The organism is Sphingobacterium sp. HSC-15S19 (assembly GCF_050433745.1).
GTDB lineage: Bacteria > Bacteroidota > Bacteroidia > Sphingobacteriales > Sphingobacteriaceae > Sphingobacterium > Sphingobacterium siyangense.
Window position 1 is genome coordinate 265,006 of the sequence record NZ_JBNPWQ010000002.1, and the last position, 26,337, is coordinate 291,342.

General features: G+C 38.2%; 25 protein-coding genes. 16 read left to right on the plus strand and 9 right to left on the minus strand.

The features are described 5' to 3' along the window. Positions 1-98: 98 nt before the first annotated feature. From rplQ to L1283_RS03075, 6 genes are all read left to right on the plus strand, one after another. Positions 99-602 carry a 50S ribosomal protein L17 gene (gene rplQ, locus L1283_RS03050; protein ID WP_088160092.1) on the plus strand — a complete coding sequence of 168 codons (504 nt, stop codon included), beginning with the start codon at positions 99-101 and terminating at the stop codon, positions 600-602. A gap of 157 nt (positions 603-759) precedes the next feature. Further along, positions 760-1,905, plus strand: a complete 1,146-nt coding sequence (locus tag L1283_RS03055; protein ID WP_088160093.1) for an aspartate aminotransferase family protein — start codon at positions 760-762, stop codon at positions 1,903-1,905. A gap of 144 nt (positions 1,906-2,049) precedes the next feature. Further along, positions 2,050-3,012: an acetylornithine carbamoyltransferase gene (locus tag L1283_RS03060; RefSeq protein ID WP_075990879.1), complete on the plus strand. Its 963-nt coding sequence runs from the start codon at positions 2,050-2,052 to the stop codon at positions 3,010-3,012. A gap of 51 nt (positions 3,013-3,063) precedes the next feature. After that, positions 3,064-3,861 (plus strand): acetylglutamate kinase, encoded by a 798-nt coding sequence (gene argB, locus L1283_RS03065; RefSeq protein WP_075990880.1) that lies wholly within the window; start codon positions 3,064-3,066, stop codon positions 3,859-3,861. Between the two features lie 27 nt (positions 3,862-3,888). Next, positions 3,889-4,695, plus strand: a complete 807-nt coding sequence (gene proC, locus L1283_RS03070; protein ID WP_075990881.1) for a pyrroline-5-carboxylate reductase — start codon at positions 3,889-3,891, stop codon at positions 4,693-4,695. Further along, the gene (locus L1283_RS03075; RefSeq protein WP_088160094.1) at positions 4,685-5,749 is read left to right on the plus strand and encodes a M20 family metallo-hydrolase; all 1,065 of its coding nucleotides are present in this window, start codon (positions 4,685-4,687) and stop codon (positions 5,747-5,749) included. Before proC ends, L1283_RS03075 begins: the two co-directional genes overlap by 11 nt. A gap of 35 nt (positions 5,750-5,784) precedes the next feature. Here L1283_RS03075 and L1283_RS03080 read toward each other — a convergent pair whose 3' ends face one another. Beyond that, complete coding sequence (locus tag L1283_RS03080) at positions 5,785-6,258, minus strand: Lrp/AsnC ligand binding domain-containing protein (protein ID WP_046674894.1); 474 nt, start codon at positions 6,256-6,258, stop codon at positions 5,785-5,787. Positions 6,259-6,645: 387 nt separating this feature from the next. On the opposite strand from L1283_RS03080, the gene L1283_RS03085 reads away from it, so the two are divergent. Beyond that, positions 6,646-7,692, plus strand: coding sequence for a hypothetical protein (locus L1283_RS03085; RefSeq protein WP_046674895.1), 1,047 nt, complete (start codon positions 6,646-6,648; stop codon positions 7,690-7,692). On the opposite strand, the gene ruvC is transcribed toward L1283_RS03085, so the two are convergent. After that, the gene (gene ruvC / locus L1283_RS03090; protein ID WP_088160095.1) at positions 7,693-8,259 is read right to left on the minus strand and encodes a crossover junction endodeoxyribonuclease RuvC; all 567 of its coding nucleotides are present in this window, start codon (positions 8,257-8,259) and stop codon (positions 7,693-7,695) included. Positions 8,260-8,359: 100 nt separating this feature from the next. Here ruvC and L1283_RS03095 point away from each other — a divergent pair, with 100 nt between their 5' ends. Both L1283_RS03095 and L1283_RS03100 read left to right on the plus strand, forming a co-directional pair. After that, on the plus strand, positions 8,360-9,334 hold the full coding sequence (locus tag L1283_RS03095) for a lysylphosphatidylglycerol synthase domain-containing protein (RefSeq protein ID WP_075994618.1): 975 nt from the start codon (positions 8,360-8,362) through the stop codon (positions 9,332-9,334). Next, a complete protein-coding gene (locus tag L1283_RS03100; protein WP_429625740.1) occupies positions 9,318-10,448 on the plus strand; it encodes a glycosyltransferase in 1,131 nt (376 codons plus the stop codon). The genes L1283_RS03095 and L1283_RS03100 overlap by 17 nt, the downstream gene beginning before the upstream one ends. 7 nt (positions 10,449-10,455) lie before the next feature. Here L1283_RS03100 and L1283_RS03105 read toward each other — a convergent pair whose 3' ends face one another. Next, positions 10,456-11,190, minus strand: a complete 735-nt coding sequence (locus L1283_RS03105) for a lysophospholipid acyltransferase family protein (RefSeq protein ID WP_075990885.1) — start codon at positions 11,188-11,190, stop codon at positions 10,456-10,458. A gap of 123 nt (positions 11,191-11,313) precedes the next feature. Here L1283_RS03105 and L1283_RS03110 point away from each other — a divergent pair, with 123 nt between their 5' ends. From L1283_RS03110 to L1283_RS03125, 4 genes are read left to right on the plus strand one after another with little or no spacing between them, the layout of a single operon-like run. After that, the gene (locus L1283_RS03110) at positions 11,314-11,613 is read left to right on the plus strand and encodes a DUF2089 family protein (protein WP_088160098.1); all 300 of its coding nucleotides are present in this window, start codon (positions 11,314-11,316) and stop codon (positions 11,611-11,613) included. A 45-nt stretch (positions 11,614-11,658) separates the two neighbouring features. Further along, the gene (locus L1283_RS03115; RefSeq protein WP_429625741.1) at positions 11,659-12,150 is read left to right on the plus strand and encodes a hypothetical protein; all 492 of its coding nucleotides are present in this window, start codon (positions 11,659-11,661) and stop codon (positions 12,148-12,150) included. Continuing rightward, positions 12,140-12,724 (plus strand): hypothetical protein, encoded by a 585-nt coding sequence (locus tag L1283_RS03120; protein WP_088160100.1) that lies wholly within the window; start codon positions 12,140-12,142, stop codon positions 12,722-12,724. Before L1283_RS03115 ends, L1283_RS03120 begins: the two co-directional genes overlap by 11 nt. Positions 12,725-12,736: 12 nt before the next feature. Continuing rightward, entirely contained in the window at positions 12,737-14,110 is a 1,374-nt protein-coding gene (locus tag L1283_RS03125) for an alpha/beta hydrolase family protein (RefSeq protein ID WP_429625742.1), read from the plus strand. 159 nt (positions 14,111-14,269) lie between these two features. On the opposite strand, the gene L1283_RS03130 is transcribed toward L1283_RS03125, so the two are convergent. From L1283_RS03130 to L1283_RS03140, 3 genes are all read right to left on the minus strand, one after another. Further along, positions 14,270-14,977, minus strand: a complete 708-nt coding sequence (locus tag L1283_RS03130; RefSeq protein WP_075990890.1) for an SDR family NAD(P)-dependent oxidoreductase — start codon at positions 14,975-14,977, stop codon at positions 14,270-14,272. Positions 14,978-14,979: 2 nt separating this feature from the next. Next, positions 14,980-15,894: a lysylphosphatidylglycerol synthase transmembrane domain-containing protein gene (locus L1283_RS03135; RefSeq protein WP_075990891.1), complete on the minus strand. Its 915-nt coding sequence runs from the start codon at positions 15,892-15,894 to the stop codon at positions 14,980-14,982. 87 nt (positions 15,895-15,981) lie between these two features. Further along, positions 15,982-16,314 (minus strand): hypothetical protein, encoded by a 333-nt coding sequence (locus tag L1283_RS03140; protein ID WP_046674904.1) that lies wholly within the window; start codon positions 16,312-16,314, stop codon positions 15,982-15,984. Between the two features lie 54 nt (positions 16,315-16,368). On the opposite strand from L1283_RS03140, the gene L1283_RS03145 reads away from it, so the two are divergent. From L1283_RS03145 to L1283_RS03155, 3 genes are all read left to right on the plus strand, one after another. Further along, positions 16,369-16,923: a lipocalin family protein gene (locus tag L1283_RS03145; RefSeq protein ID WP_075994619.1), complete on the plus strand. Its 555-nt coding sequence runs from the start codon at positions 16,369-16,371 to the stop codon at positions 16,921-16,923. A 248-nt stretch (positions 16,924-17,171) separates the two neighbouring features. Continuing rightward, positions 17,172-18,323, plus strand: coding sequence for a GDP-mannose 4,6-dehydratase (gmd, locus tag L1283_RS03150; protein WP_046674906.1), 1,152 nt, complete (start codon positions 17,172-17,174; stop codon positions 18,321-18,323). Positions 18,324-18,422: 99 nt separating this feature from the next. Continuing rightward, entirely contained in the window at positions 18,423-19,349 is a 927-nt protein-coding gene (locus L1283_RS03155; protein ID WP_088160102.1) for a hypothetical protein, read from the plus strand. A 310-nt stretch (positions 19,350-19,659) separates the two neighbouring features. Here L1283_RS03155 and L1283_RS03160 read toward each other — a convergent pair whose 3' ends face one another. From L1283_RS03160 to L1283_RS03170, 3 genes are all read right to left on the minus strand, one after another. Beyond that, positions 19,660-23,406 carry an ATP-binding protein gene (locus tag L1283_RS03160; protein WP_429625743.1) on the minus strand — a complete coding sequence of 1,249 codons (3,747 nt, stop codon included), beginning with the start codon at positions 23,404-23,406 and terminating at the stop codon, positions 19,660-19,662. Between the two features lie 169 nt (positions 23,407-23,575). Continuing rightward, positions 23,576-24,349, minus strand: a complete 774-nt coding sequence (locus tag L1283_RS03165; RefSeq protein ID WP_182330307.1) for a succinate dehydrogenase/fumarate reductase iron-sulfur subunit — start codon at positions 24,347-24,349, stop codon at positions 23,576-23,578. A gap of 14 nt (positions 24,350-24,363) precedes the next feature. Further along, positions 24,364-26,298, minus strand: coding sequence for a fumarate reductase/succinate dehydrogenase flavoprotein subunit (locus tag L1283_RS03170; protein WP_286848197.1), 1,935 nt, complete (start codon positions 26,296-26,298; stop codon positions 24,364-24,366). Positions 26,299-26,337 lie beyond the last annotated feature (39 nt).

Consider the following 26,337-nt stretch of genomic DNA (forward strand, 5'->3'; position numbering starts at 1 on the left):
AGCGACCACTAGTCGTAATTCCTTTTGGCTGTCTGGATATGTGATGTTCACATAAATGACATATACAAAAACGGTACGATTAGTATAATAAAATCAAAATGAGACACGGAAAAAAAGTAAATCACTTAGGCCGTACGGATAGCCATAGAAAAGCAATGTTGGCTAACATGGCAACATCATTAATCCTACACAAACGTATTACAACTACTTTGGCTAAAGCTAAAGCTTTACGTACGTATGTTGAGCCTTTGATTACTAAATCTAAAAACGACACAACACACTCTCGTCGTACAGTATTCGCTTATTTGAAAGATAAAGACGCTGTTTCTATCTTATTCCGCGAAATTTCTGAAAAAGTAGCTAACCGTCCAGGTGGTTACACTCGTATCATTAAAATGGAAAACCGTTTAGGTGATAACGCGGAAATGGCTTTCATCGAACTAGTTGATTACAACGAAATCTACGGTAAAAAAGCTGCTGCTGCTGAGAAAAAAGCTACTCGTCGTCGTGGTGGTGCTAAAAAAGCTACTACTGCTGAAACTGAAGCTCCTGCAGAAGTTAAAGCTGAAGTAGAAGGTGAAGAAAAAGTAGACGGAGAATAGTCTTCTTCTGATCTAGCATAAAAAAGTCCTCTTTTTAAGGGGACTTTTTTTATTTTATGACCATTCCTACCGTTATAACTAATATATTTGTATTGCTAAAATCTGATAGCTTTTTCTATTACTAGCTATTTCGTTTATCAATCTATAATTCATTAAGATGAAACCATTTGATGTTTATCCCATTAATCCCATTAACATAGTAAAGGCTAATGGATCAACGGTGTGGGATGCCGAAGGAAATGCTTACTTGGACTTGTATGGTGGCCATGCTGTGATATCGATCGGACACACGCACCCACATTATGTACAACGCATCACAGAACAATTGAACCGTATTGGGTTCTATTCCAACTCTGTCGAGATTCCAATTCAGCGTGAACTTGCCCGATTGTTAGGGGAAGTTTCGGGAAAGGTTGATTATGATTTATTTCTTTGCAATTCTGGCGCGGAAGCAAATGAAAACGCATTGAAGCTGGCATCTTTTTACAATAAGCGAAAAAAAGTCATAGCGTTTTCAAAAGCGTTTCATGGAAGAACCTCATTGGCCGTAGCGGCAACAGATAACCCGAGTATCGTGGCTCCCGTCAACGAGACCGATAATATTGTATTTCTTCCTTTCAATGATGAAGCGGCTTTGACTGAGGCTTTCGCATCATATGGTAATGAAATTTCATCTGTTATCGTAGAAAGTATCCAGGGCGTAGGTGGAATCAGAGAAGCGTCAGTATCGTTTCTTCAGTTGATTCGCTCTCTTTGTGATCAATATAATGCTGTGTTTATTGCGGACGAAGTGCAATGTGGGTATGGAAGAACAGGCTTATTCTATGCGCAGGACTATTCAGGCGTTGAAGCCGATATTTACACGATGGCAAAAGGTATGGGCAATGGTTTTCCAATTGGTGCAATCAGTATATCGCCCAAATTTAAAGCGACTTACGGGAGTTTGGGGACGACATTTGGTGGCAATCATCTCGCATGTGCTGCCGCACTGGCTGTATTGGAGATTATCCAACAAGATAAACTGATGGAGAATGCGGCTCAAGTCGGACAATATCTTATTGATGAGCTTAAGCAAATCGAGGAAATTGTCGAAGTGAGAGGCCGAGGATTAATGATCGGTATAGAACTACCTGAATCTTTGGCCCATGTGAAGAAAGATCTCTTGGTAAAGAACCGTATCTTTACAGGGGAGGCTAAGCCTTTTGTGATTCGCTTGTTGCCTGCTTTGAATATTACGAAAGATCATGCTGATCAGTTTTTATCGGCATTGAAAGCACATATCAAAGCAGTAACGGTTGCATAGAACCTTAAAGCTGTCGATCAAATTATCCAATAGCCACACATTGGCTCATGTAAATTTGATTGCGCTGTAGTAGTTAGAATATATACTGAGTGTGACGGGCCTATTGATTGCTCGTTGAAAATGCACTCGAATAAATAAATATAGATGAAAAAGTTTTTCTCTGTTAAGGATGTGTCTAGTGTAGCGGACGTTGTTCAAGAAGCGTTAGCTTTGAAAGCGGCACCATATGACAATCAGGACCTTGGTCAACATAAAACGTTGGGACTTGTATTTTTGAATCCGAGTTTGCGTACGCGTCTGAGCACACAAAAAGCGGCAATGAATTTGGGCATGAATGTGATGGTCATGAATATGGATAAAGATGGTTGGGCGCTTGAAACACAGGATGGTGTTGTGATGAACGGGACAACTGTTGAACATATTCGCGAGGCCGCTGCTGTTATGGGTGAGTATTGTGATATTTTGGGACTTCGTTCCTTTCCAAAATTGAAAGATCGTGAAGAGGATTATAGTGAAGACCTGTTCAACAAATTCATTAAGTACTGTGGTGTTCCTGTTGTTTCCTTAGAGAGTGCAACACGCCATCCACTGCAGAGTTTGACAGATATGATTACCATCACTGAGTACAAGAAGACTGAAAAGCCGAAAGTGGTATTGGCTTGGGCTCCGCATGTTAAGGCATTACCTCAAGCGGTACCTAATTCTTTCGCAGAATGGATGTGCAAAGCACAAGAAGAGGGATTGGTCGATTTTACGATAGCTCAACCTATGGGCTATGAGTTAAGTGAAGAATTTACCGCTGGAGCAACCATATCTAATAATCTTGAAGAAAGTTTAAAGAATGCTGATTTTGTCTATGTGAAAAACTGGTCTTCTTATCAAGAATATGGCGAGGTATATGGTGTTGATGAAGATTGGATGATGGATAACAAGAAGCTCAATTTGACGAATGATGCCAAAGTAATGCATTGTTTGCCAGTAAGAAGAGATCTTGAATTGTCTTCTGAGATTTTAGATGGACCAAATTCACTCGTGATTAAAGAGGCTAGCAACCGTGTATGGGCTGCTCAGGTTGTTTTGAAACGTATGTTAGAGGATTTGGCATAGTCCAATCCTATAGATTATTGAAAAACTATTTTTATTGGGAAAAGTTGCGTAATGGCTAATAGTGTATTAAATATAATTAAAATTGGCGGGAATATTATTGATGATGAACGCCAATTGGATTCTTTTTTGGAAAAGTTCTCTGCATTGTCAGGGAAAAAGATTCTTGTACATGGCGGTGGTAAAATAGCGACTCGCCTGGCTAGTGAACTTGGAATTGAAGCCCAAATGATAGAAGGGCGTCGTGTGACAAATGAGGAAATGTTACGCATTGTAACAATGGTATACGCTGGATTGACAAACAAGACAATCGTTGCTAAGTTGCAAAATTTGAAATGCGATGCCGTCGGATTAACCGGAGCTGATGGGGATGTCATAAAAGCTATAAAGCGTCCTGTAAAAGATATCGATTATGGCTTTGTAGGTGATTTGTTGCATGACTCTGTAAATACCCTGGCCATCAAGAAGTTTTTGGAAGCAGGGTTTGTTCCTGTGTTTTCAGCTATTACACACAATGGCCTTGGACAATTGCTCAATACCAACGCGGATACTATAGCTTCTTCATTGGCGGTGTCTTTGGCTTCATTATATGAAACTTCTCTGGTTTATTGTTTTGAGAAGAACGGCGTTTTGCGCGATGTAACAGATGAGAATTCAGTAATCCCAACGATTAAGTCAGAAGAGTTTGAACATCTTAAGGAATCCGGCGTGGTGAATGACGGGATGATTCCTAAGTTGCAAAATGCATTCAATGCTATAAATAAAGGTGTTCAAGAGGTCTATATTGGAAATGCTAATAATTTGCATTTGTTTCAACAAGGACAATTTGGCACTTGCTTGACATTAAAATAAAAATCTAACCTAAACCCAACGATCGCTATGAAAAAGGTCACCATTATCGGAAGCGGTAATATCGGTCTTTCTTTGGCAAAAGGACTTGTAAAAAGTGAATTTGCCAATGCTGCCGATATTACATTGACGAGGAGAAATTTGAATGCACTGGCCGAAGAAGCGAGCCAGGGCTTCTCAGTAAGTAATGATAATAGGCTCGCTGTAAAGGGGGCTGATATTGTTGTTTTCGCAATACTACCTCAACAACTAAAAAAGGTATTGGTGGAAGTCGCTCCAGTCATTGACAAGACAAATCAGATTTTTGTCTCTATTGTGTCAGGAGTCTCTTGTGCTGATTTGAAAGCAGAGTTGGGTGCAGATGCCACAGTTATACGGGCAATGCCCAACACAGCAATAGCAATAGCTCAATCAATGACTTGTATCGCCAGCGACAATGCTTCGGACGATAGTTTGAAGGAGGTTGAGAAGATGTTTGAAACTGTTGGTTCAGTGGTTGTCATTAATGAAGACCTGATGACATCGGCAACGGCATTGTGTGCCTGCGGTATTGCGTTCTTCCTGCGTGCTATTCGCGCGGCTTCACAAGGTGGAGTTGAAATCGGATTTCATGCGCATGACGCATTAAAAATGGCAGTTCAAACTGCAAAAGGCGCTGCTGATTTGCTATTGCATACCAATGCTCATCCAGAAGGAGAGATTGATAAGGTGACGTCACCAAAGGGATGTACAATAGCGGGATTGAACGAAATGGAACATAACGGTTTTAGTTCTGCTTTTATAAAGGGAATTAAACTGTCTGCGGATAAAGCAGGAGGACTATACCATGAAGGATAAACAGCGTCTATTTGAAGATGCGCTGGCCCTTTTAAAACAATTAATTGGACTGTCGTCTTTAAGTAAAGAGGAAGAGTTCACGGCAGATTTAATTGATCGCTTCTTTCAGGAGCGCGATATAAAAACACATCGGAAAGGCAATAATGTCTGGGTATATAACGCCCATTATGATATCACTAAACCTACGATATTGCTTAATTCGCATCACGATACAGTTAAACCAAATACGGGTTATACGAGAGATCCTTTGGCAGCAACTGTAGAGGAAGGTAAATTGTTCGGATTGGGAAGCAATGATGCTGGGGGCTGTTTGGTATCATTGATAGCTACATTTTTGTATTTTTACCAGCAGACGGAGTTGAAGTATAACTTCTGTCTGGTCGCCAGTGCTGAAGAAGAGATCTCAGGTAAGAACGGTGTAGAATCTGTTTTGGATGATATCGGTCCAATTGATTTTGCAATTGTGGGTGAACCTACCTTATTGGATTTGGCAATTGCAGAAAAGGGGCTGATGGTGTTGGATTGTACCGCTTTAGGAACTGCTGGACATGCCGCACGTAATGAGGGCGATAATGCGATCTATAAAGCGATCAAGGATATTGAATGGTTTCAAAATTATACATTTGAAAGGACTTCTTCAACTTTAGGCCCAATTAAGATGTCGGTAACCGTGATTCAGGCGGGATCACAGCACAATGTGGTACCGGCTACTTGTAACTTTGTTGTCGATGTCAGAACCACAGATGCTTATTCGAATGAAGAGACGTTGGATATTATCAAGTCTCATGTAAAATCAGAGGTCACAGCGAGATCGACGCGCCTGAAGTCTTCTTCTATTCCTGAAACGCATCCAATCGTCAAAGCAGGCATTCTACTGGGACGTAAAGTATATGGTTCACCGACGATGAGCGATCAGGCTCTTATTCCTGTCCCTTCTCTGAAGCTGGGACCTGGCAATAGCGCGCGGTCGCATATGGCAGATGAGTTTATCTATATCGATGAAATTAGAGCAGGGATCGATCTCTATATCGCAATGTTAGAAAAGATAGTATAAAAAAAGCTTCCATTTTTATGGAAGCTTTTTTTATACTAGACTAAGCTGATTTGACGTTTGATACTCTCCTCAAGAGAGATGATCGTCTCGGTACGTTGAATCCCTGGTACGGATTGAATATCTTCATTCAATACTTTTCTCAGGTGAACTGTATCTCTACAGATAATTTTTGCAAAAATACTGTATTGGCCAGTACAATAGTGTAATTCGACCACTTCTTTGATTTCTTTCAATTTATCTACCGCATCTGCATATTGTGAACCTTTTTCAAGATAGATACCCAAAAAGGCCGTGATATCAAATCCGACTTTTTGAGGATTGATAATTAGATTTGACCCTCTAATGATACCTAGTTCTTCCATCTTCTTCATTCTAACGTGAATTGTACCACCTGATACAATTAGCTTTTTTGCTATTTCTGTATAAGGAATAGAGGCATCGTTCATTAGAATAGACAAGATTTGGATATCCAAATTGTCTAAATCATAGTTTGCATATTGATTTTCCATTAACAATGGTTTTTGTGTTCATTAATTGGTCGTTGCATCAAGATCTGACCAATAGCTAAAATAATTAAATTTATTTCAAAATTACTAAGAATTTTCGGTTTATAGATGTAAATTTAATAAAAAATACTTATTCATATTGATAATGTTATATGTTTTTGATTGAAAGTGATTATAATTGTTTCATGATGATCTTATTATAGGTTAAGTGATTGTTTTCATGTTTAATATCAAGATTATGATAAATTAATTTAGTATTGCCTTTTTTAGAAGTAGGAAAAACAGTTGGCATATTGAAAATCTAATCAGTTCGAATTTAGCATATGATGGGGCAAAATGTAGCAGACTGTGTGATGTTTGAGTAAACGAAAAATAAAATACGGAATAGAGATGGAAGAAGTTCAAGATGTAAAGATTTCGAAAAAGAAACCAATTTTTGAAGTAGGGGAAGGACTTCATAAATACCTTAAGCTGTATCAGCGAGACGAAAAGTTGCCGATAGGATATAAAGATCTACTGAATTTTACGGAGACAGTACCTGTCATGGATAAATTTGGCAACGATACTTTTTGGGAGACTCCACTGTATCCGCAATATCTTATCGATCAATTGTATGACGGATTGAAGGTGATTTATGCTAAACTGAAAGCATCAGGTAATACGCGAATCGTCCAGCATAAGTATATTGATCGTGTAGAGTACTGTGGCTTTGGCAATACTAAACCATTTCGTATTCGTATCGTAAACCGTTTAAATGATGTGTACGATTATTTTTACATCAAGCAAGCCGATGCGTCGCGAATATATGGATTGGAGTTAGAAGAAATATTGTCGCCAAATCAGGTGAATTATATGGTAGACCATGATACTTTGGTTGAAGAACATATTGTTGGAATCCCCGGGGACACTTTTTCGAAAACACGTATGTTCTCGCCTGATTATAATCTGACCCGGATTTCCAAAGAATTTGTCAAGTTTAATGAACGATGTATTATTACCTTGTTGGGGGATATGAGGGCCTACAATTTTGTGATGCAGATTACACCAGATTTTGATGATTTCCAGTTTCGAATTCGGGCAATAGATTTTGACCAGCAGTTTTATGAAGGAAATCCGAAAGTATATATGCCTCAATTTTTTAAGGAGAATCTTCCCTACGTCAAATTAGCAATGGAGCATCTAAATGAAAAAACTGTGCTGCAATACCAACAGGAGGAGCGTTCTTCCATTGTGCATAGAGTCCGGAGTGAAAGACATCGGATCGCTGATCTAAGGGATGCTTCGCAAACGCAGGTCCTTTCTACGCAGGAGAATATCAAACAGTTACGTGAGGGCTACGCTGAATTTTATCAAAATAACTCTTACCTCAAGTGTAAGACGATGACGGATATTGTTGAGTTGAATGTGAAGAATGTGATTCGTCAGGTACAAATGTAATTACTTGATCCGATCTTTGTTGTCTTTGATAAAGGCGGACCATCCAGTGTACGACTTGCTGCTGCCTGATACTGCATTTTTCTGAAAGGAGTGGCAGACAGCGATTGCCAATCCGTCGGTGGCATCTAAAAATTGTGGTGTTTCCTCAAATTTTAATAGATTTTTTAGCATAGCGGAAACCTGCTCCTTTGTAGCATTTCCATTTCCTGTAACGGATTGTTTTATCTTTCTTGGAGAATATTCAAAGATTGGGATATCTTGCGCCAGCGCCGCCGCCATGGCAACACCTTGCGCTCGCCCTAATTTGAGCATGACCTGTATGTTTTTTCCATAAAATGGTGATTCAAGAGCTACGCAGTCGGGATTGTATTCCTGCATTAGAGCAGAAGTTTTTTTGAATATACGTTGTAGTTTTAGGGCATGGTCATCTAAATGTCCCATTTTGATGACCCCCATTGAGACCAAGGATATGTTATTGCCGACTTCTTTGATGATACCATACCCAAGTATTACTGTTCCGGGGTCTATACCTAAAATTATTCTTTCTTTCGCCTTTTCCTTCTGCATATACAATAATACAAATTTTGCGTTTTATTCGCGGATTGCGTTCGACAAAACGTAATCATTTGGCTAAAATTTAGTAACATTGCTCTCTAATTATCAAAAGTTGACTGGAAGACAAAAAAAATACATCAGTCTTTTATTGAAGATACTGGTTTTCGCCCTAGCGACCTGGTATATCGTTGTGAAGGTATCCGATAGAAGCAATATTGAGAAGTTCAAAACCCTAATTGCCGGTTTGGAGCAGCATTCGGTTGTTTGGACCCTTATTTTAATTGTGGTTTTAATGCTTGTCAACTGGTTGCTTGAAGTTGTGAAATGGCGGTATCTTGCATCTAAACTGGAGCATATTTCATTTTGGAAGGCTTTCCAATCCGTTTTCTGCGGGCTTACCTGGGCTATTTTTACACCCAATAGGATTGGCGAATATGGCGGGCGGGTACTTTTTCTACAGCCCCAACATCGAGCAAAAGGAGCCGTAGCGATGGGCGTTGGATTATTTGCGCAATTGGTGCTCACAAGCGTTGCGGGATCACTAAGTATCGCCTGGTTTATCTGTAAATTTCTTTCTACTCCTTTAACAGTACAATTTGGGGTATGGCTACTTGCTATTATCTATGCTGGAGGATTTGTCATCTTATATTTCAATGTAAAATGGATCGATTTATTGGTCGGGAAAATTAAGTTTTTGACGCGAATTAAGCCCTTCTTTGAAGTATTGGAGCACTATTCAATGCGTGAGCTCAGTATTGTTCTTTTAAATTCTTTGGCGCGATTTGTTATTTTTACTTCGCAGTATATCATCTTGATGAAGCTAACTTTGCCTGAGCTACCACTTTTATCCATGATTCTGATGATTTTTATTCTGTTTTTTGTTCAGGCAGCTCTGCCTACATTGGATATTTTTGATTTCAGTGTGAGAAGTTTTGTTGCTAGCAATCTATATAGCTATATTACCACACAAGAGATTGCTGTAATGGCTATTGTTTCCTGTATTTGGTTCGTTAATTTGATTCTTCCAGCTATATTTGGTTCTATTTTTGTTTTTAAGATTAATTTTTTCGGTGATACAAATTCTTAACTATTTATTGATCATTTTTGCCTGCGTATATGCAATTCTAGTTTTATGGATGCGCAGAGGCTGGTCCTTGATTTCAGAACCTAGCCATTCTATTAGGCCAACAATGGCCGTATCTGTGATTATCGCTGCGCGGAATGAGGAGTTAAATATTAGACGCACCATTGAATCCATACTGGGGCAGAATTTTCCTAATGAGCTCCTGGAGCTCATTATTATCGATGACCATTCAGACGACAATACGTCTTTGATTGTGAAAGAATATGAAGAGAAAGGTGTTAAGCTTATTCAATTGAATGAAAACGGGCGTTTGAATTCGTATAAGAAACTAGCAATTTCAAGGGCGATAGAATGCTGTCAAGGTGAAATTATTATTACCACTGATGCAGATTGCCGCATGGGGTCGAACTGGTTAGCAACGGTTATCAGCACATTTGAGAAAGAAGGTGCTTATCTACAATCTTCTCCAGTGGTGTATTCAGAAGAAAAGAGTTTTTTTGAACGACTGCAGACCCTGGAATTTTTGTATTTGATAGGTCTGGGCGCTGCAGGTATTGGTAACAAAAAACCAACGACCTGTAATGGTGCTAATTTGGCCTATCGAAAGGATATTTTTAAACAAATGGGCGGATTTAAAGGGATCGACGAGCTTGCATCCGGTGATGATGAACTTTTTTTACATAAGGTGGCAGAACAATATCCCGAGCGAATAACGTTTTGTAAATCAAAAGATGCTGTTGTTTATACGGATGCCAAACCGGATTTGAAGTCATTCATTAGTCAGCGTAGACGCTGGGCTTCAAAAAGTACCAAATATAAAAATAAAGGTGTCATCGCATTAGGGATTTCCATTTGGTTCTTTAATTTATTGATTTTGTTAGCTTCGGTTCTTGCTCTTTTCGGTGTGAAATTCGTTGCTTGGGTTGTGCTTTTTGCATTGCTATTAAAGATGGTCGTCGAATTTATTTTTATTGAACCTTTGACAAGGTTTGCAAGCAGAAAGGAACTCTTATGGTATCTTCCTTTATTGAGCTTGGCTCATATCCTTTATCTGGCTTATATAGGCATATTGGGTAATGTAGGGAAGTACGACTGGAAAGGAAGGCAGGTCAAGTAGCTTATTCCTATTTTTCGACCTTTAATTTTATTGCTTCCTCAGCTAATTTAACGATCTCCTCAATATTCTTACCCTCCGTATCCAAAGGATCTAGCACTTCCCAGGTCATATGAAGAAATGGGGTTAATGGATACATGCCATATTGTACCATTTCATATGATCCTCTAATGGCAATAGGAACAACGAGTGCATTCGGATTTTTCTTTAGTAAAGTGGCAATTCCACCAACATGAAAGGCCTTCATTTTTCCGGTTTTCGATCTTGTTCCCTCTGGAAAAATAAACGCGGACCAGTTTTTGGTTTTCATATTATTGGCAAGTTTCAATATTTCAGCAATAGATTGTTTGGGGTCATTGCGATCTATATTTGCGGCACCACCATGTTTTAAGTTGAAGGAGATGCTAGGTATGCCACTGGCAAGTTCTATTTTAGAAATAAATTTCCCATGAAATCTACGCAAGAAATAGATCATTGGAGGAATATCAAAAGTACTTTGATGATTTGCTACAAAGACAATGGGTTGTCCTGTTGGAATATTTTTATTGTCGATAAATGTCACCCGATTAAATAGCGTGTAATAGCAGGCAACGAGGCAGGCATTTAATATATCTACACTCTTTTTATGTGCATTGTATCCACCCAGCTTTAAACATAACCACTGTATGGGGTGGAAAATAATTAGGGATAAACCAAAACAAAACCAAAATATAATAGATAGGAAATAGCCTAAAAACTTCTTCATAAACGTTATTTAATGATACAAATATATCATTAAGCAATGATTTTTGAAAAATATTGATTTTATAATCTTTTGTTTTAACATTATTAATATTATCTTTAATAATGTTAATGATGTTATTATTTAATGAAAAAAATACCGGTTGATTGCCCTTGTTGTGAAGCGAAGTTAAAAGTCGCTAAATTGGTGTGTGACTCCTGTGAAACCGAAGTTGTAGGTAAGTTTTCTTTACCTGTGTTGATGCAGCTTACTGTAGAGGAGCAAGAATTTGTTTTGAATTTTTTGATGCACTCAGGGAGTTTAAAAGAAATGGCAAATCAGATGGGCAAATCCTATCCGACGGTCCGTAATATTCTCGATGATCTGATTCGCAAATTGAAATCGCTTGATCATACAAACAATAATGGCAGAAATAGAAGTATTTAGCAGTCTGGGCAATCGAATGATTGATAAACAAAGAATTATATCAAGATGAAAAATAATACGCTTTATACCGAAAGCCAATCTTTTTTTAGCTGGTGGCTCTGTCTGATCCTTTTATCTGTCAGCGTGGCCAGTTTTTCTGTGCACTGGCATGAGCTCTTGCGGTTGAATTTTGCTCCATTATTTCAATTACCGGGGTTTTGGATCAATTTGGTATTATGGGGATTGTTTGGCGTTCTACGATTAAGAACTACTATTCGTGAAGATGGAATTGAAGTCTATTTTTTTCCATTTAATTTCTATCGTAAAAGAGCACGTTGGACAGATATTCGTGCTGTTGAAGTACGAAAATATAACCCGATTGGTGAGTTTGGTGGATGGGGTTTTCGGAGAGGGCAGAAAGGGCTGGCTTTTTCAGCTCGTGGTAATATGGGCTTACAACTTACCTTGGAAACTGGTAAGATATTACTTATTGGAACCAAAAATCCAGTAGAAATCGAACAGCTGCGCTTATCTCAATTCTTAAAAAATGAAAGTTAAACAGATTTTTCAGAATCCATTTGCGGAATTGCCGGAGTGGAAACTATTCTTTGCTGGTGTTATCGGATTTTTGTTATCAAGCTATATTATTTATTTATCGGGCCAGCAGTTTAATGGATTTATGCATTTCTATCAACCAGATATAGGGGTTTCGATATGGGCTGTCTTGGGCGTTCATGCCTGTATGGTTTTGGCTCCTTTTACATTTCTTTACGGTGCAGGGTTGTTATTAAACAGAAAGACCAGAATCATTGATGTCATGAATGTCGTTTTGATTATACCATTTCCGCTCTATCTTGCCTTATTTTTAGGGAAATTGTTAAACCAGGATAAATTCACGGATCAAGTATTAAAAGCAGTGCAAAACGGCGATCATACATTGGCCGGAGTTGATAAAACTGAGCTATTTTTATTTGGTATGTTTGGAATAATCAGTTTGTTATTGCTATTCTACCAATTCTATTTATTGGTTAAGGGTATGAATGTAGCCGTTAATAATAAGAAGATTGAAATCAGTATAGTATTTGTGGCATTATATTTTATATTGGATTTATGCATACAGTTTAATTTCTAGTAAAAAACGACAATGAGAAAATTTTTATATCTATTTATCATTTGTTTTCATTTTTCATGTACCCACGCGCAGACATTTGATGGCTCATGGAAGGGCGAGGTTAAGGTTTCGGGGCAGAAGCTGCTGCTGGTGTTGAACATTCAAAAAGATAGCACAGGGAAGTGGAATGGAACCTTTGAGAGTCCGATGCAAACAGCGCAGAAATTTGCAATCACTCAAATACGTATAGAGCACGATTCCATTTGGATGGACGTTAGGAATATAGGTCTTCTGTATGCTGGCTTTTTAGACCGGGATAAAGATGTTATGAAAGGAGTGATGAAACAAGGTCCTTTTGAATCTGCTATGATTTTGGTACGAAGCGAGAACGAACAGAGTGGGCTTTCTCGTAAGCAGGATGTTTTCCCCCCTTATAGCTATATGGAAGAGGAAGTTTCGTTTAGAAATAGTGCAGGCAATGCATTTCTGACGGGCTCTCTGACTTATCCTAAAAATGGAGGGCCATTTCCTGCGGTGGTATTAGTCAATGGTAGTGGTCAACAAAATAGAGATTCTGAGGTGTTTGGTCACAGGCCATTTAAGGTGCTTGCTGATCATCTTACGAAAAACGGTTTTGCCGTATTACGTTACGATGACAGGGGAGTAGGTGGCTCCAAAGGAGAAGTTAATTTAGCGACAACGATTGACTTCGCTTCTGATGCTAACGCTGCAGTTGATTTTCTAAGCAAAAAAGCTGTAGTTGATGTGGATAAAATCGGGATGATTGGCCATAGTGAGGGAGCGCTAATTGCCGAAATCGTGGCATCCGAGAATAGTAAAGTAAACTATATTGCACTCCTGTCTGGACCTGTGATCAAAGGAGATTCTTTGCTGATTTTACAAAGCTATGCTTTAGGAAAAGCGGGCGGATTATCTGAAGCTGCATTGCAGACCAATAAAGCAAATAATCGAAAATTGTATACTATTCTATTGAAAGACGAGCCACCAAAGGCGTTGGCCGAATCGTTGGAAAAAGAACTTATTCAGCAAAATAACGGGAATCCACTGTCTCCTGATATGAAGATTAAACTTAGTCCAATGATGAGCCCCTGGTTTAGAACGTTTCTTCGCATCGATCCAGCTTATTATCTGAAGCAGGTGAAAGTACCGATTTTCGCTTCCTTCGGCGGAAAGGATGTTCAAGTCCCGGCGAATGAAAACATCTATTGTCTGCAACACCTGCATTTAAACACCACCGACGTCATCATTAAGGATTATCCTAATTTGAATCACCTTTTTCAAAATGCGCAAACAGGAAAAATTGAAGAATATTTTGAAAACTCAGAGAGCTTTAATGAACAATTGATGGATGACCTTACGAAATGGCTTAAACTGAAGACAAATTGATTTAATCAACTGAATGCCGCGAATCTTAATATTTTTTCCGGATCAAATAAGCTTAAAGAAATCGGGACCATTTAATCGTACATTAAATGGTCCTGACTATATTAGATCAACCTGACTGTATTAGAACAAGGGATATCTCTTTGAAGTGCGCTATTCCAGTTAGGGTGTTGTATTGGCGACAGGAAGTATTTTCCCATTGAAATAGTGATGCCCATTTTGAGCGAAATCTGCAATATAGCGTCCCATTTCAAAGGCTAAGGTACCCGCTTCAACGCCTGGAAAAGCAGCTTCGAACATTTCAGTCTGTGCAGATCCTAAGGCTAGACAGTTCACTTTAATTCCCTTTTCCTTAAATTCCTCTGCTAAGCATTCTGTAAGCACTGCTAATGCAGCTTTGCTGGTTGAATATGCCGAAAGTCCGGGAAACTTCATGGATCCCTGAAATCCGCCCATACTGCTAATATTGACAATATGTGAGCCTGATTGCATCATGGGAACAACGTGTTGGATCATATTGACGTGTCCCATCACATTGGTTTGTAGCATTTCAGCAAAATCCTTTCCATCAGTTTCCATAAATGGCTTATTGATGAGTGCTCCAGCATTGTTAATCAAGATATCAACCTTATCAAATTTTGATTGGATGAAGGGAACAAGAGTAGCATAGTCATCGTAGACAATATCAAATTGGGCCGGATATAAAGTGCCACCATCATAATTTAGCTGACCGGCAATTTCATGAAGTTTTCTCAGTTTGTCCGCTGATCTAGCCAATGCAATTACTTTATTGTCCTTTTTAGAGGTCAAATCCAGTACCGCTTCAAATCCAACACCACTGCTTGCGCCTGTAATAATAATATTTGCCATGTTTATTCTTCTAGTTTTTGACTTTGTTCAACTTCTTCTGCGGAAGGTAATTTGTCCTCTCCAATTGCCTGCGGATGAAAGATAAAATAAATTCCCGAAAGAGCAACGAGAGCGGAAATAATATAAAATAATAAGGTGATCAAAACCGCATTGTGAGAGTCTACCTGGAATATGCCAGCTCCCCACATAATCACAAGTTCACGCATGCCCAATCCCCCAACAGAAAACGGAATGATTGAAACCAAAGAAGATGCAAGGAATAAAAATAGGTACGGAGAGAACTTACCGCTAAAACCTAAGGCATAAAGAATGAGAATTGCTGCGAGAACCTGCATTGATTGTACACCAATAGCCTTTAAATGTGCTCTTAGAAATGTTGCCTTGTATTCCTTAAAGAACTTGGTTACGATAAAGTAATAGAGAACGCTCCCTATAATAAATAATATGATGGTCAGATAGTTTGGAATCCCTAGCTGTGGCATATAGGTAACCAGCGCTGCAATGATTAGGCATAGTGCCCATAGTCCGCTTAATCTATCTAAAAATAAGGCTGTAAATAATTTTCGTCCTTTAATATTGAATCGTTTCCTGAGGAAGAATATCTTATAACCATCTCCCCCAACGCCACCTGGTAAAATGAGGTTGTAAAATAAGCCAAGTTGGTATAGTTTTAAATTATATTTTTCCGTAACATCCAGACCGATTGCCTTTAAAAAGGTCAATAAGCGCGAAGAGGAAATAAAAATAGAGATACTATAAGCAACTAGAGCAAAGAATAGATAGAGCGGATTGGAGTTGATTACCGCTTCTTTCAGATCCTTTAGAGATACCTTGCTGAATACCCAGTATAAGGCGCCCACAGTAACGACAATCTTTGCTATATTTTTGGCTATTTTTAGCCCTTTTTTTTTATCCATATAAATTATACATCCAATCTTGTTCGGCTGTAATTAGCTTTTTGGAGAATCCAAAGTTAGAAACTTTGGCGAATTGTGCAATTACACTTAAGCAATCGTTGGGTAAATTCTTGAATACAATAATATCAAATATAAAATACCAAAGATAGTAGCAAGAGAAAATAGCCAATTTAGGTCAATTCTGTTATATTTGTGCTTGAGCACAGCGATCATTAATCCAATGATGAAGCAAAATAACAAGATAGGAGCGATGAGAGCTATCTTGTTCGTAAAAGCAAGGCTGATTTGATTCAATTTGCTTTTTGCTTCCTGTCCTAAAAAAAGCGGATAAGAAGCAAAGGCCAATAAAATGATAAATAACCTTAACAGCGTTTTTGCGATTATTTTGCTTATGGTATGATTTTTGGCTGTAATTTTCATGTTTTGTGGATTAATTTACCCCAAAAATACAATTTGAAATTAAAATTTATAGATATGAATCGATTCGTTTTATCATTAGCAACTATTTTTGCTACGGTGACCTTATTTTCTTGTGGAGCACAAAAGCAAGGTACATCAACTGGAAATCCTTCTTCCAACACGAGTGCAGCTTCTGGTCCAAGCGCTTCGGATTGGAAATCCGCTGTAAAAGGTACATGGACGTTGAATACAATCGATAGAGAGAATTTACCTTCTTCATTCACGATTAAAAGTGTATTTGAAGAAGCTCCTGCAGAATGTTTCGTAGGTAGTACATGGAATTTTATTGGAAATGGTAAAGGATCTATTACTTTTAATGCGCAAGGAACTTTATGTGCTCCGGGTGCATCACGTGAGATCTTTTGGTCTATCTATAATCCTGGAAAAGGCTTAGGAGAACCTCAGTTTCAATTTAAAAAGATTTATGCAGGCGATAAAGCGAAGAACGTAACAACAGGTTACCGTTTGGATTTATCTTATTCGGATGGGAATAAATTAGTTATGCGTATGCCATTGACTGTTGCTAACGGAGAAGCCTATTTGGTGTTTAATTTTACGCGTTCGAACTAAACGTAAACGATAAAAGAAGAATAACAGAAAGCTATAGGAATTCCTATGGCTTTTTTTGTTTAAAATTTAATACTTTTACACTCCCAATTCATTATGATTTATTTGTGTCATAGGCTGCGGAATTTACCGATACAGTGAAAAAGCCAACTATGCATGATAATCTTGTGGGCGGATAAGCTTATTTTAAGTATGAAAATGGGATATATACCTAACGATTTCGTCAGGTATTGCTTAATCTAGAGAGAAACATGGCTGAACAAAACACGAAAACTGCTTTAATAACAGGTATAACAGGACAAGATGGTGCCTATCTAGCAGAATTCCTATTGAAGAAAGGTTACAAAGTACACGGTTTAAAGCGTCGCAGTTCTTTATTCAATACAGATCGTATTGATCATCTTTATCAAGATCCCCATCTTGACAATAGAAATTTCACATTGCATTTTGGTGATTTGACGGATTCAACCAACTTAATCCGTATTATACAGGAAACACAGCCTGACGAGATTTACAACCTTGCGGCGCAATCTCACGTAAAAGTTAGTTTTGATACGCCGGAATATACTGCAAATGCCGATGGTATCGGTACATTGCGGATTCTTGAAGCAGTCAGATTATTGGGAATGATTGAGAAAACCCGTATCTATCAGGCTTCTACTTCCGAGCTGTATGGATTGGTGCAAGCGGTTCCACAAAGTGAAACAACACCTTTTTATCCGCGAAGTCCTTATGCTGTAGCAAAAATGTACGGTTATTGGATTACTGTCAATTATCGTGAAGCCTATAAGATGTATGCTTGTAATGGAATTTTATTCAATCATGAGAGCCCTGTAAGGGGAGAGACTTTTGTGACACGTAAAATCACCAGGGCTGTAGCAAAAATTGCGCTAGGGCTGCAGGATAAATTATATCTTGGTAATTTGTCGGCACAACGCGACTGGGGGCATGCCAAAGATTATGTAGAAGCAATGTGGTTGATTCTACAACAAGAAACCGCAGAAGATTTTGTGATTGCTACAGGTGTGACAACAACTGTAAGGGACTTTGTTCGCATGGCTTTTGCAGAATTGGGAATTGAGATTGAGTTCAGTGGAAAGGGAGAGCAGGAGAAGGGGGTAATTATCGATATTGACGAGGAGCGCCTAGCCCAGTTAAATATTGATAAGTCGCTGATTAAATTCGGTCAGACTGTTGTCAAAGTTGATCCCGCATATTATAGGCCAACTGAAGTCGATTTACTAATTGGTGATCCGACTAAAGCAAATACAAAACTTGGATGGACGCCAAAATATGATCTTCAGATGCTGGTAACAGATATGGTACAATCCGATCTTCACCTGATGAGAAAGGAAGAATACTTAAAACAAGGCGGATTTGAGACCTTGAATTATTTTGAATAATTCATAATTGGTAATAAAAAATAAAACTGGAATAATTTTTGTTTAAACATTCAATAGTATAAATTTATAGATTTATACCTATGAATATGACAGTATATTATGATAAATTCAGAAGTTGTTTCGAGTAAGAAAGAAGAAGAGAAGAAGAAAGATTCTTCGAAGATTTACTTCTTTATCATTGCGATAGCAGCATTACTTGCAACGAATATATATTTTTATGTCAAGTTTAAGACCAATGGTGAAAAGGTCTATACACTTACAGTTGAAAAAGAAAATTTGCAGGTACAAATCGATCGTATTGAAGCTGAATTGGATAAAATTGATGTAGAAAATGTTCAATTGACTCCAGAGATGTCCGTGCAGAAGGATGATTCTAGAGCTGAGATCGCAGAGCTTCGTAAAAAACTTGAAAATAAGAGTATTACTGCGAAAGATATCGATGAAGCACAGCACAAGATCAATCAGCTTAAGAAGCAGGTGGATACTTATCGTGTCAATGTGCAACGGCTGATTCAGGAAAATCAGATTTTATCGAAACAAAACTCCAACTTGAACGAATCTGTTGTCGAAAAAGAAAAACAGATTACTTCATTAGTTACATCAAATTCGGATCTGAAAGAGAAGGTTGCGACTGCTTCAGCATTAAAGGTTTCAAGCATCAGTATAAATGGCCTTGAAGTCAAAAAGAATGGAAAGGAATTTGTAGAAGAACGTGCTAAAAAAATCGATAAGTTAAAAATCAACTTTACCATTGCTGATAATCCGTTGGCTAAAAGTGGAGAACGTGATATATATGTTAGAATTATCGATCCACAGGGAAATCTGGTCGTGCAAGGTGATAATATTTTCTATGTACATGGCGAGAAATTACAATATACTTTTAAACACAATATTTTATTTACCAACAAAGGTGAAGACTATATCGTCTATTGGGCAGCAGAAGAAGGATTCTCTAAAGGGGCCTATACGGTTTTATTATATGAAGATAATGCAATCATGGGACGATCTACTGTTGTATTGCGTTAAAAATAGATATACTATAAACAAAAAAGCTCTTTGCATAATCGCAAAGAGCTTTTTTGTTTATAGTATACTGTTCTTGTTATACTGATCCTTAAAGCAAAATAATAAGGCTATCCATTAACTGGTTAGTTTTATAGCTATCAGTGTTTGAGTTATACCCTAATTGAACGCTATATTTTTATCTACATCAGTTGGTGTGACAGCTTCTTCTTTACACAAATGGAGTGGTAGGTCCTTATTTAGAGACACTGGAGATAGAGCGCATATAAGCTTTCCTCGATGTCTTATTTTTGTTGATTGCTATCTACACATATTAAGACTCTATCTGTTGCAAAGGAAGCAGTATATGGAAGGTTGTACCTTCGCCTTCTACAGTCTCAAAATAAATTTGCCCATTACTGGCTTCAATTGTTTTTTTGACAAGAACTAGCCCTAAACCATTTCCTGAACTCTTTGTCGTGAAATTAATCTGGAAAATTCTATCCTGCATCTCTTTGGGAATTCCATAACCATTGTCTTTGATGTCTATCTTGACAAATTTGTCTGAGTAGCGTTCAATGAAAATCTCGATCTTCATGTTTTTTCGCCCATAACCGCCTTCAATCGCATTTTTTATTAAGTTATTGAAGGTTCTCAATAATTCATTACCATCAGCCTTAACAATTAGGGTTTTGTGATCGGCATTGTTAATGAGACGAATACTTACATTTGGTGTATTGTTGTACAAGGAAATGGACTTTGTTACTTTTTCTACAATATTGATGTTTTCCATTACCGTATTTGGGAATTTTGCGAAGTGCGAAAATTCTGAGGCAATATGCGTCAATGCATCGATTTGTTCGATAAATGAAGTGGAGAATTTATTGAAGCGATCTGGAAATTTAGGGTCTTCATCTTTGTACGATCTACGGAGTTGCTGAATGCCTAATTTCATTGGAGTCAGCGGATTTTTGATTTCATGGGCTATTTGTTGAGCCATCTCGCGCCAAGTGGATTCTCGCTCAGTATCTTTGATTTTATTGGCATAGTCCTCAAGTTTTATGATCATGAGATTATATTCTTTGATCAATGTACCTATTTCATCATTTCGTTGCCAAAACAGAGGTTCGTTGGGTTGTCCCAGGCGTAGTTGTGAGATCTTCTTACTGATGATGCTCAATGGATTGGTGACACTGTTGGCCACAAATGTCGCATAAAAACCAAAGCCTATGATGATCAGCGAATAAATGTTCACTATCGTATTTAAAAGAAGATTTTTATTGATGTTTTCTTCCTTCTGAAGCGAGAAGTTTGGTATCCCTATATAAGCCAGTGTATTATAGTTTTTGTCCCTGATGGTGGCATAACTGGTCTCAAATTGAAAAGTACCTATACGCTCATCTTCAATCGTCTCCGATTTTTTTAAGATAGAAAGATTCTTCAGTGCGGCTGGATTAATGAAAGTAGAGAAAAGCTCCAGATCGTAGATTCTACGCTGCGAGCTATAAAGTAACCTGCCTGATTTGGAATAAAGATTGAAGTCTTTGGAAATAGTTTCAGATAATGTCTTGAGCATGCTAATAAGCTGCGTCTCCGTGGATGTTTCATCCGTGTAGGTCAACATATTTTCCATCCGTTTGCCCAATTCGATAATAAAACGTTCCTTACTTGCTTTATTATTATTATAAAGCTGCTTGTTGATACTTATATACGAAATTACCGCCGATATAAGGATCGCCAGTATTACAGATGAGATAATGGAGGTCTGAATACGTGTAGAGTACTGTATTTTATTTATTATTTTGTAGAACTGATATTTTAAATTACGGAAAGTTAGCTTGGTATTCTTGAGAAAGATATAGAATGATTTTATAAAATGGAAAAACATGAAAATCATAAAAAATACCAGGAACAAAAATGAAGTAGTCGCTAGGTAATCCCAAAAAGAAGGTTTTTGTTTACTGATAACATATGTTGAGAATTTATTGGCAACATAAGCCATATGTAGGTATGCATCACGGTCCAGTACTTGAATATATTCTCCTGGAACACCTTTCAGCCCCCTTAAATTGTTCTCGTAGGTATATTTCCCAAACTGTGTTATTAAAGAACCTCCTTTATAGAGGGCTATCGAATAATCCCCTTTATTATAATATTGCGAATTGTTGATCCGCATATCGGTGAGGATTTCGGGATAGGGAACCGTATAACTAAAATCTTTATTGGAAAGATTGATGATGACATTGACAATCCTATTTTGGTCAATGGTGACAGGAATAATGGAGAAGTATTCATGCGTACCTAATTCCGCACTGGCACGGTAGAAGTTCTGCGTGACTTTTATCGACTTGTTGATTACCTTTTCTCGATATTCATTGATCTTATTCTGACTGGCTGGATTGAGCGGAATATTATTCTGATCATAATAATATGCTTTGAACTCGTACTTGGAAAGATAGCCACTAAAGTATTTTTTCTTGATAAAATCGTTGATCCCCTCGGTATTGGTATAGGGAAGGCTGATATTAAATAAGTGTTTTAATTCTTGATCGTTTGCTAAGCTACTTTCAATATCAGAGAATAATGAGACAGCATTGACATCATCTTCTGATTGTAGATTACTCAACAAGATTTTCATGTCGATTAAGTTCCGTTCCTGATAGAAACGTGCGTGCGTGATCGCACTTATGATTGCCCAAAGTATCAGTACAGCAATATAATTTGTTAATATATGTCTATCGAAATACTTCTCGCCAAATGATTTAATAAGGATGATCAGCGCGAGTAGCAAATTGACCAGGCTATTTTTCTCTATATAAAAGGAAATGATCAGGATGACAAAAATGACACATGCCAGTTGAATATTGAGCAGCTGCGTCGGTTTTAATTCTAATTTTTTAAGAAAAAATAGTACAAGATCAATGTAGATACTTAAAGCCAAAATACCCATGCCAACAATGCCTAGATCTACCCAACTTAAAAAATGTAAATCGACAAGTTTTGTGAAATCAAAATAGATGTTGTTGGAGTGTGTAATCAATGTACCAGCGATGTCATACAATAGACCGAACGATAGATATATACTTAGAATAAATCCGATTGCGATAGGAATTCTAAAGAGCCGGATGTTTTTTATTTTGTCAAAGTTGAGCTCTTTGCGAATTGAATAGATAAATAGAACCAACCATAGCACCAATATGGTGGTGGACATCACGGACCATATATTAGGGAAGAAGCGATTATAGGCGTAATTCCGTGAGTCGAAAATTGAAAATGTCGCATTTTCGGACAGCAGGTTCCACTTAAGATCGGCAAATTTGACAAGGCTAAATATCGACAATAGCAGTATCGCAGACCACCAGGCCCTTCCTGTGTTGGCCATATGTAAGCAGAGGCTATTGAAGAAGATCAGTAACGCGATCCAGGCAAGTAGCCAGCAGAAGAATTGCAAAATTGTATAGGCATTTTCATGCTCTCCATCTTTTAGCTTAACGGAGAACAGATAAGACCCCTCATTGCTATAGATATTTTTAATGGTGACCGTGTCTGTATAGGAGGCGATGTCAATATTTCTGGAGTCGAAGAAGTTTCTCCGCAAAGAGCTATTTAAATACGGGTTGTTGTTATTTGTATAGCCTTTTACAATAATATAGGCGAGTATACTGATATTGCCAATTGTTTTTTTTCGAACAACGTAAGAACGGTTATCATCCTGAATAAAATTGGATTTTTCTGGAAATCCCTGATCTGTAATAGGCACAAATAGATGCGTGCTCCACATCTTGGGTTCATGGTCCTTAAAAAGAAATAGAAAAACCTTTTCGTTGGTTTTAAACTTTTCGAAGGCCTGATATACTGCAATAGGATACTGATCGTAGTTTTTAAATGTTTTGAGCAGGAGTGAATCATTGAAAATTCGATCGACTTTTTTCTCTTGTTGAGCGATATAATCATTGAGTGATTTTGTATCAATGTCTAGTATTTCCTTATTGGTAACAGATTCTTTAATGGTTATAGCTGTTCCTATAAAGCATAAAGTCAAGATAAGTAGGAGTAATCGAATTTTTATACCAGAATTCACGTGCGTCAATTTACATTATTGTAAATATAAAAAAAAGTCCTTGCTTTCTTAGGGCAAGGACTTTTATATTATTTTTCTGAATTACCCATTTTCATGAGCCAGAAAGAATCTTCATTAGGTTTTCGTAGCTGTTGATGCTAGCGAAAACATGAAGGATTTAATATGCTAATTAAACGTGTGGCTCTTCTTGACGGAAGATTTTAGCAGTTAAATATTCACGGTTTAAGCGCGCAATGTTTGTTAACTTGATACCTACAGGACATTCAGCTTCACAAGCACCCGTGTTGGTACAGTTACCGAAACCTTCAGCATCCATTTGATCTACCATTGCCTGTGCACGTTCGTAACGCTCAGTTTGGCCTTGAGGTAATAAGGCAAATTGAGAGACTTTTGCAGACACAAATAACATTGCAGATGCATTTTTACAGGCTGCAACACAAGCACCACAACCGATACATGTTGCCGATTCGAAAGCTTCGTCAGCAATACGTTTAGGGATCGGAATAACATTGGCATCAGGAACACCACCTGTATTGACATTTACATATCCGCCCGCTTGTTGAATGCGGTCAAAAGCCGTACGGTCTGTTGCAAGGTCTTTCAATACCGGGAATGCAGCAGCTCTCCAAGGTTCAATCACGATAGTTTGTCCATCGTGGAAGCTACGCATGTGCAATTGACATGTTGTGGTGCCTTCTTTAGGACCGTGAGGGCGACCATTGATTACTAATGAACACATCCCGCAGATACCTTCACGACAGTCGTGATCGAAATATACAGGATCTTCTCCTTTACGAGTCAATTCTTCATTGACAATATCAAGCATCTCTAAGAAAGACATATCATCAGCGATATCGTTTGCCTGATAAGTTACAAATTGACCTTTATCTTTATCATTTTTTTGACGCCAAACTTTCAGCGTTAAATTCATATGTTGTGCCATGATAATTTTCCTTCTTATTTATAACTTCTTTGTGTTAACTGAACGTTCTCGAATACCAAGTCTTCCTTGTGTAATTCCTCAGGTACATTGTCTCCTTTGTATTCCCAAGCAGATACATAGGCGAATTCATCATCGTTACGTTTTGCTTCACCTTCTTCAGTTTGGCTTTCTAAACGGAAGTGACCACCACAAGACTCAGCGCGTTGCAATGCATCAACAACCATTAACTCACCCAATTCTAAGAAGTCAGCTACGCGACCAGCTTTTTCTAAAGAAAGATTTAATTCTTCGTTTTCTCCAAGCACTCTAACGTTTGTCCAGAATTCTTTTTTCAACTCTTGGATCAAACCTTGTGCCTTTTGTAATCCTTCAGCCGTACGAGCCATACCACAATATTCCCACATGATGAGACCTAGTTTTTTGTGGATATCATCAACAGTTTCTGTACCGTTTAAAGACAACAATTTGTTGATTTTATCTTCAACCTCTTTACGCGTAGATTCGAAAGCAGGATGGCTATGATCTACTGGTGCGAAAGAACCTAGTTTAGCTAAGTAATCACCCACAGTGTAAGGGATCACGAAATAACCATCAGCAAGACCTTGCATCAATGCCGAAGCACCTAAGCGGTTTGCACCGTGGTCAGAGAAGTTACACTCACCTAAAGCATACAAACCAGGGATTGTAGTCATCAAGTTGTAGTCAACCCATACGCCACCCATTGTATAGTGAACAGCAGGGTAGATACGCATTGGTTGTTTGTAAGGGTTTTCGTCAGTGATTTGGTAGTACATGTCAAATAAGTTACCGTATTTAGCACGTACTGCATCTTCGCCTAGACGACCGATCGCTTCTTTAAAATCCAAGAATACGGCGAAACCAGTTTTACCAACACCACGACCATCATCAACAGCTTCTTTTGCATTACGAGATGCTACGTCACGTGGTACCAAGTTACCGAATGAAGGGTATTTACGCTCCAAGAAATAGTCTCTGTCGTCTTCTTTGATATCATTGGCTTTGATCTCACCTTTACGTAATCTTTCTGCCATTTCTTGAGTTTTAGGAACCCATACACGGCCGTCATTACGTAAAGACTCTGACATCAACGTCAATTTAGACTGGTGATCTCCAGTTACAGGAATACACGTTGGGTGAATTTGAGTATAACAAGGGTTAGCAAAGTAAGCACCACGTTTGTGTGCTCTCCAAGCTGCTGTAACGTTACATCCCATTGCATTTGTAGACAAGAAGAATACGTTACCGTAACCACCAGTACACATCAATACTGCATGTGCAGCATGAGTTTCGATTTTACCGGAAACCAAGTCACGAGTTACGATACCTTTAGCATGACCATCGATCATAACCAAGTCTAACATCTCATGACGCGTATAAGATTTTACTTTTCCTTTTTTGATTTGACGGTTTAACGCTGAATAAGCGCCCAACAACAATTGTTGTCCCGTTTGACCGCGTGCATAGAAGGTACGGCTAACTTGCGCACCACCGAAAGAACGGTTGTCCAATAGACCTCCGTATTCACGTGCAAATGGAACACCTTGAGCAACACATTGGTCAATGATGTTGACAGATACTTCTGCCAAACGGTAAACGTTTGCCTCACGTGAGCGGTAGTCACCACCTTTGATTGTATCGTAGAATAAACGGAAAACAGAGTCTCCGTCGTTTTGGTAGCTTTTTGCTGCGTTAATACCACCTTGTGCCGCAATAGAGTGCGCACGACGAGGTGAATCTTGGTAACAGAAGGTAATTACATTATATCCTAATTCGGCTAAAGATGCCGCTGCAGATGCACCAGCAAGACCTGTACCAACAACAATAACAGTAAATTTACGTTTGTTAGCAGGGTTAACCAACTTAAGATTAAATTTATAATTTGACCACTTTTGGGCTAATGGGCCCGCTGGTACTTTTGAATCTAACATATCTCTTAATTTTATATTGATCGATAAAGCCTGAGCTTT

Bases quoted from the DNA above. Each gene is read 5' to 3' on its own strand.
- rplQ (WP_088160092.1), top strand. From the start codon at position 99: ATGAGACACGGAAAAAAAGTAAATCACTTAGGCCGTACGGATAGCCAT.
- L1283_RS03055 (WP_088160093.1), top strand. From the start codon at position 760: ATGAAACCATTTGATGTTTATCCCATTAATCCCATTAACATAGTAAAG.
- L1283_RS03060 (WP_075990879.1), top strand. From the start codon at position 2,050: ATGAAAAAGTTTTTCTCTGTTAAGGATGTGTCTAGTGTAGCGGACGTT.
- argB (WP_075990880.1), top strand. From the start codon at position 3,064: ATGGCTAATAGTGTATTAAATATAATTAAAATTGGCGGGAATATTATT.
- proC (WP_075990881.1), top strand. From the start codon at position 3,889: ATGAAAAAGGTCACCATTATCGGAAGCGGTAATATCGGTCTTTCTTTG.
- L1283_RS03075 (WP_088160094.1), top strand. From the start codon at position 4,685: ATGAAGGATAAACAGCGTCTATTTGAAGATGCGCTGGCCCTTTTAAAA.
- L1283_RS03080 (WP_046674894.1), bottom strand. From the start codon at position 6,258: ATGGAAAATCAATATGCAAACTATGATTTAGACAATTTGGATATCCAA.
- L1283_RS03085 (WP_046674895.1), top strand. From the start codon at position 6,646: ATGGAAGAAGTTCAAGATGTAAAGATTTCGAAAAAGAAACCAATTTTT.
- ruvC (WP_088160095.1), bottom strand. From the start codon at position 8,259: ATGCAGAAGGAAAAGGCGAAAGAAAGAATAATTTTAGGTATAGACCCC.
- L1283_RS03105 (WP_075990885.1), bottom strand. From the start codon at position 11,190: ATGAAGAAGTTTTTAGGCTATTTCCTATCTATTATATTTTGGTTTTGT.
- L1283_RS03110 (WP_088160098.1), top strand. From the start codon at position 11,314: ATGAAAAAAATACCGGTTGATTGCCCTTGTTGTGAAGCGAAGTTAAAA.
- L1283_RS03115 (WP_429625741.1), top strand. From the start codon at position 11,659: ATGAAAAATAATACGCTTTATACCGAAAGCCAATCTTTTTTTAGCTGG.
- L1283_RS03120 (WP_088160100.1), top strand. From the start codon at position 12,140: ATGAAAGTTAAACAGATTTTTCAGAATCCATTTGCGGAATTGCCGGAG.
- L1283_RS03125 (WP_429625742.1), top strand. From the start codon at position 12,737: ATGAGAAAATTTTTATATCTATTTATCATTTGTTTTCATTTTTCATGT.
- L1283_RS03130 (WP_075990890.1), bottom strand. From the start codon at position 14,977: ATGGCAAATATTATTATTACAGGCGCAAGCAGTGGTGTTGGATTTGAA.
- L1283_RS03135 (WP_075990891.1), bottom strand. From the start codon at position 15,894: ATGGATAAAAAAAAAGGGCTAAAAATAGCCAAAAATATAGCAAAGATT.
- L1283_RS03140 (WP_046674904.1), bottom strand. From the start codon at position 16,314: ATGAAAATTACAGCCAAAAATCATACCATAAGCAAAATAATCGCAAAA.
- L1283_RS03145 (WP_075994619.1), top strand. From the start codon at position 16,369: ATGAATCGATTCGTTTTATCATTAGCAACTATTTTTGCTACGGTGACC.
- gmd (WP_046674906.1), top strand. From the start codon at position 17,172: ATGGCTGAACAAAACACGAAAACTGCTTTAATAACAGGTATAACAGGA.
- L1283_RS03155 (WP_088160102.1), top strand. From the start codon at position 18,423: ATGATAAATTCAGAAGTTGTTTCGAGTAAGAAAGAAGAAGAGAAGAAG.
- L1283_RS03165 (WP_182330307.1), bottom strand. From the start codon at position 24,349: ATGGCACAACATATGAATTTAACGCTGAAAGTTTGGCGTCAAAAAAAT.
- L1283_RS03170 (WP_286848197.1), bottom strand. From the start codon at position 26,298: ATGTTAGATTCAAAAGTACCAGCGGGCCCATTAGCCCAAAAGTGGTCA.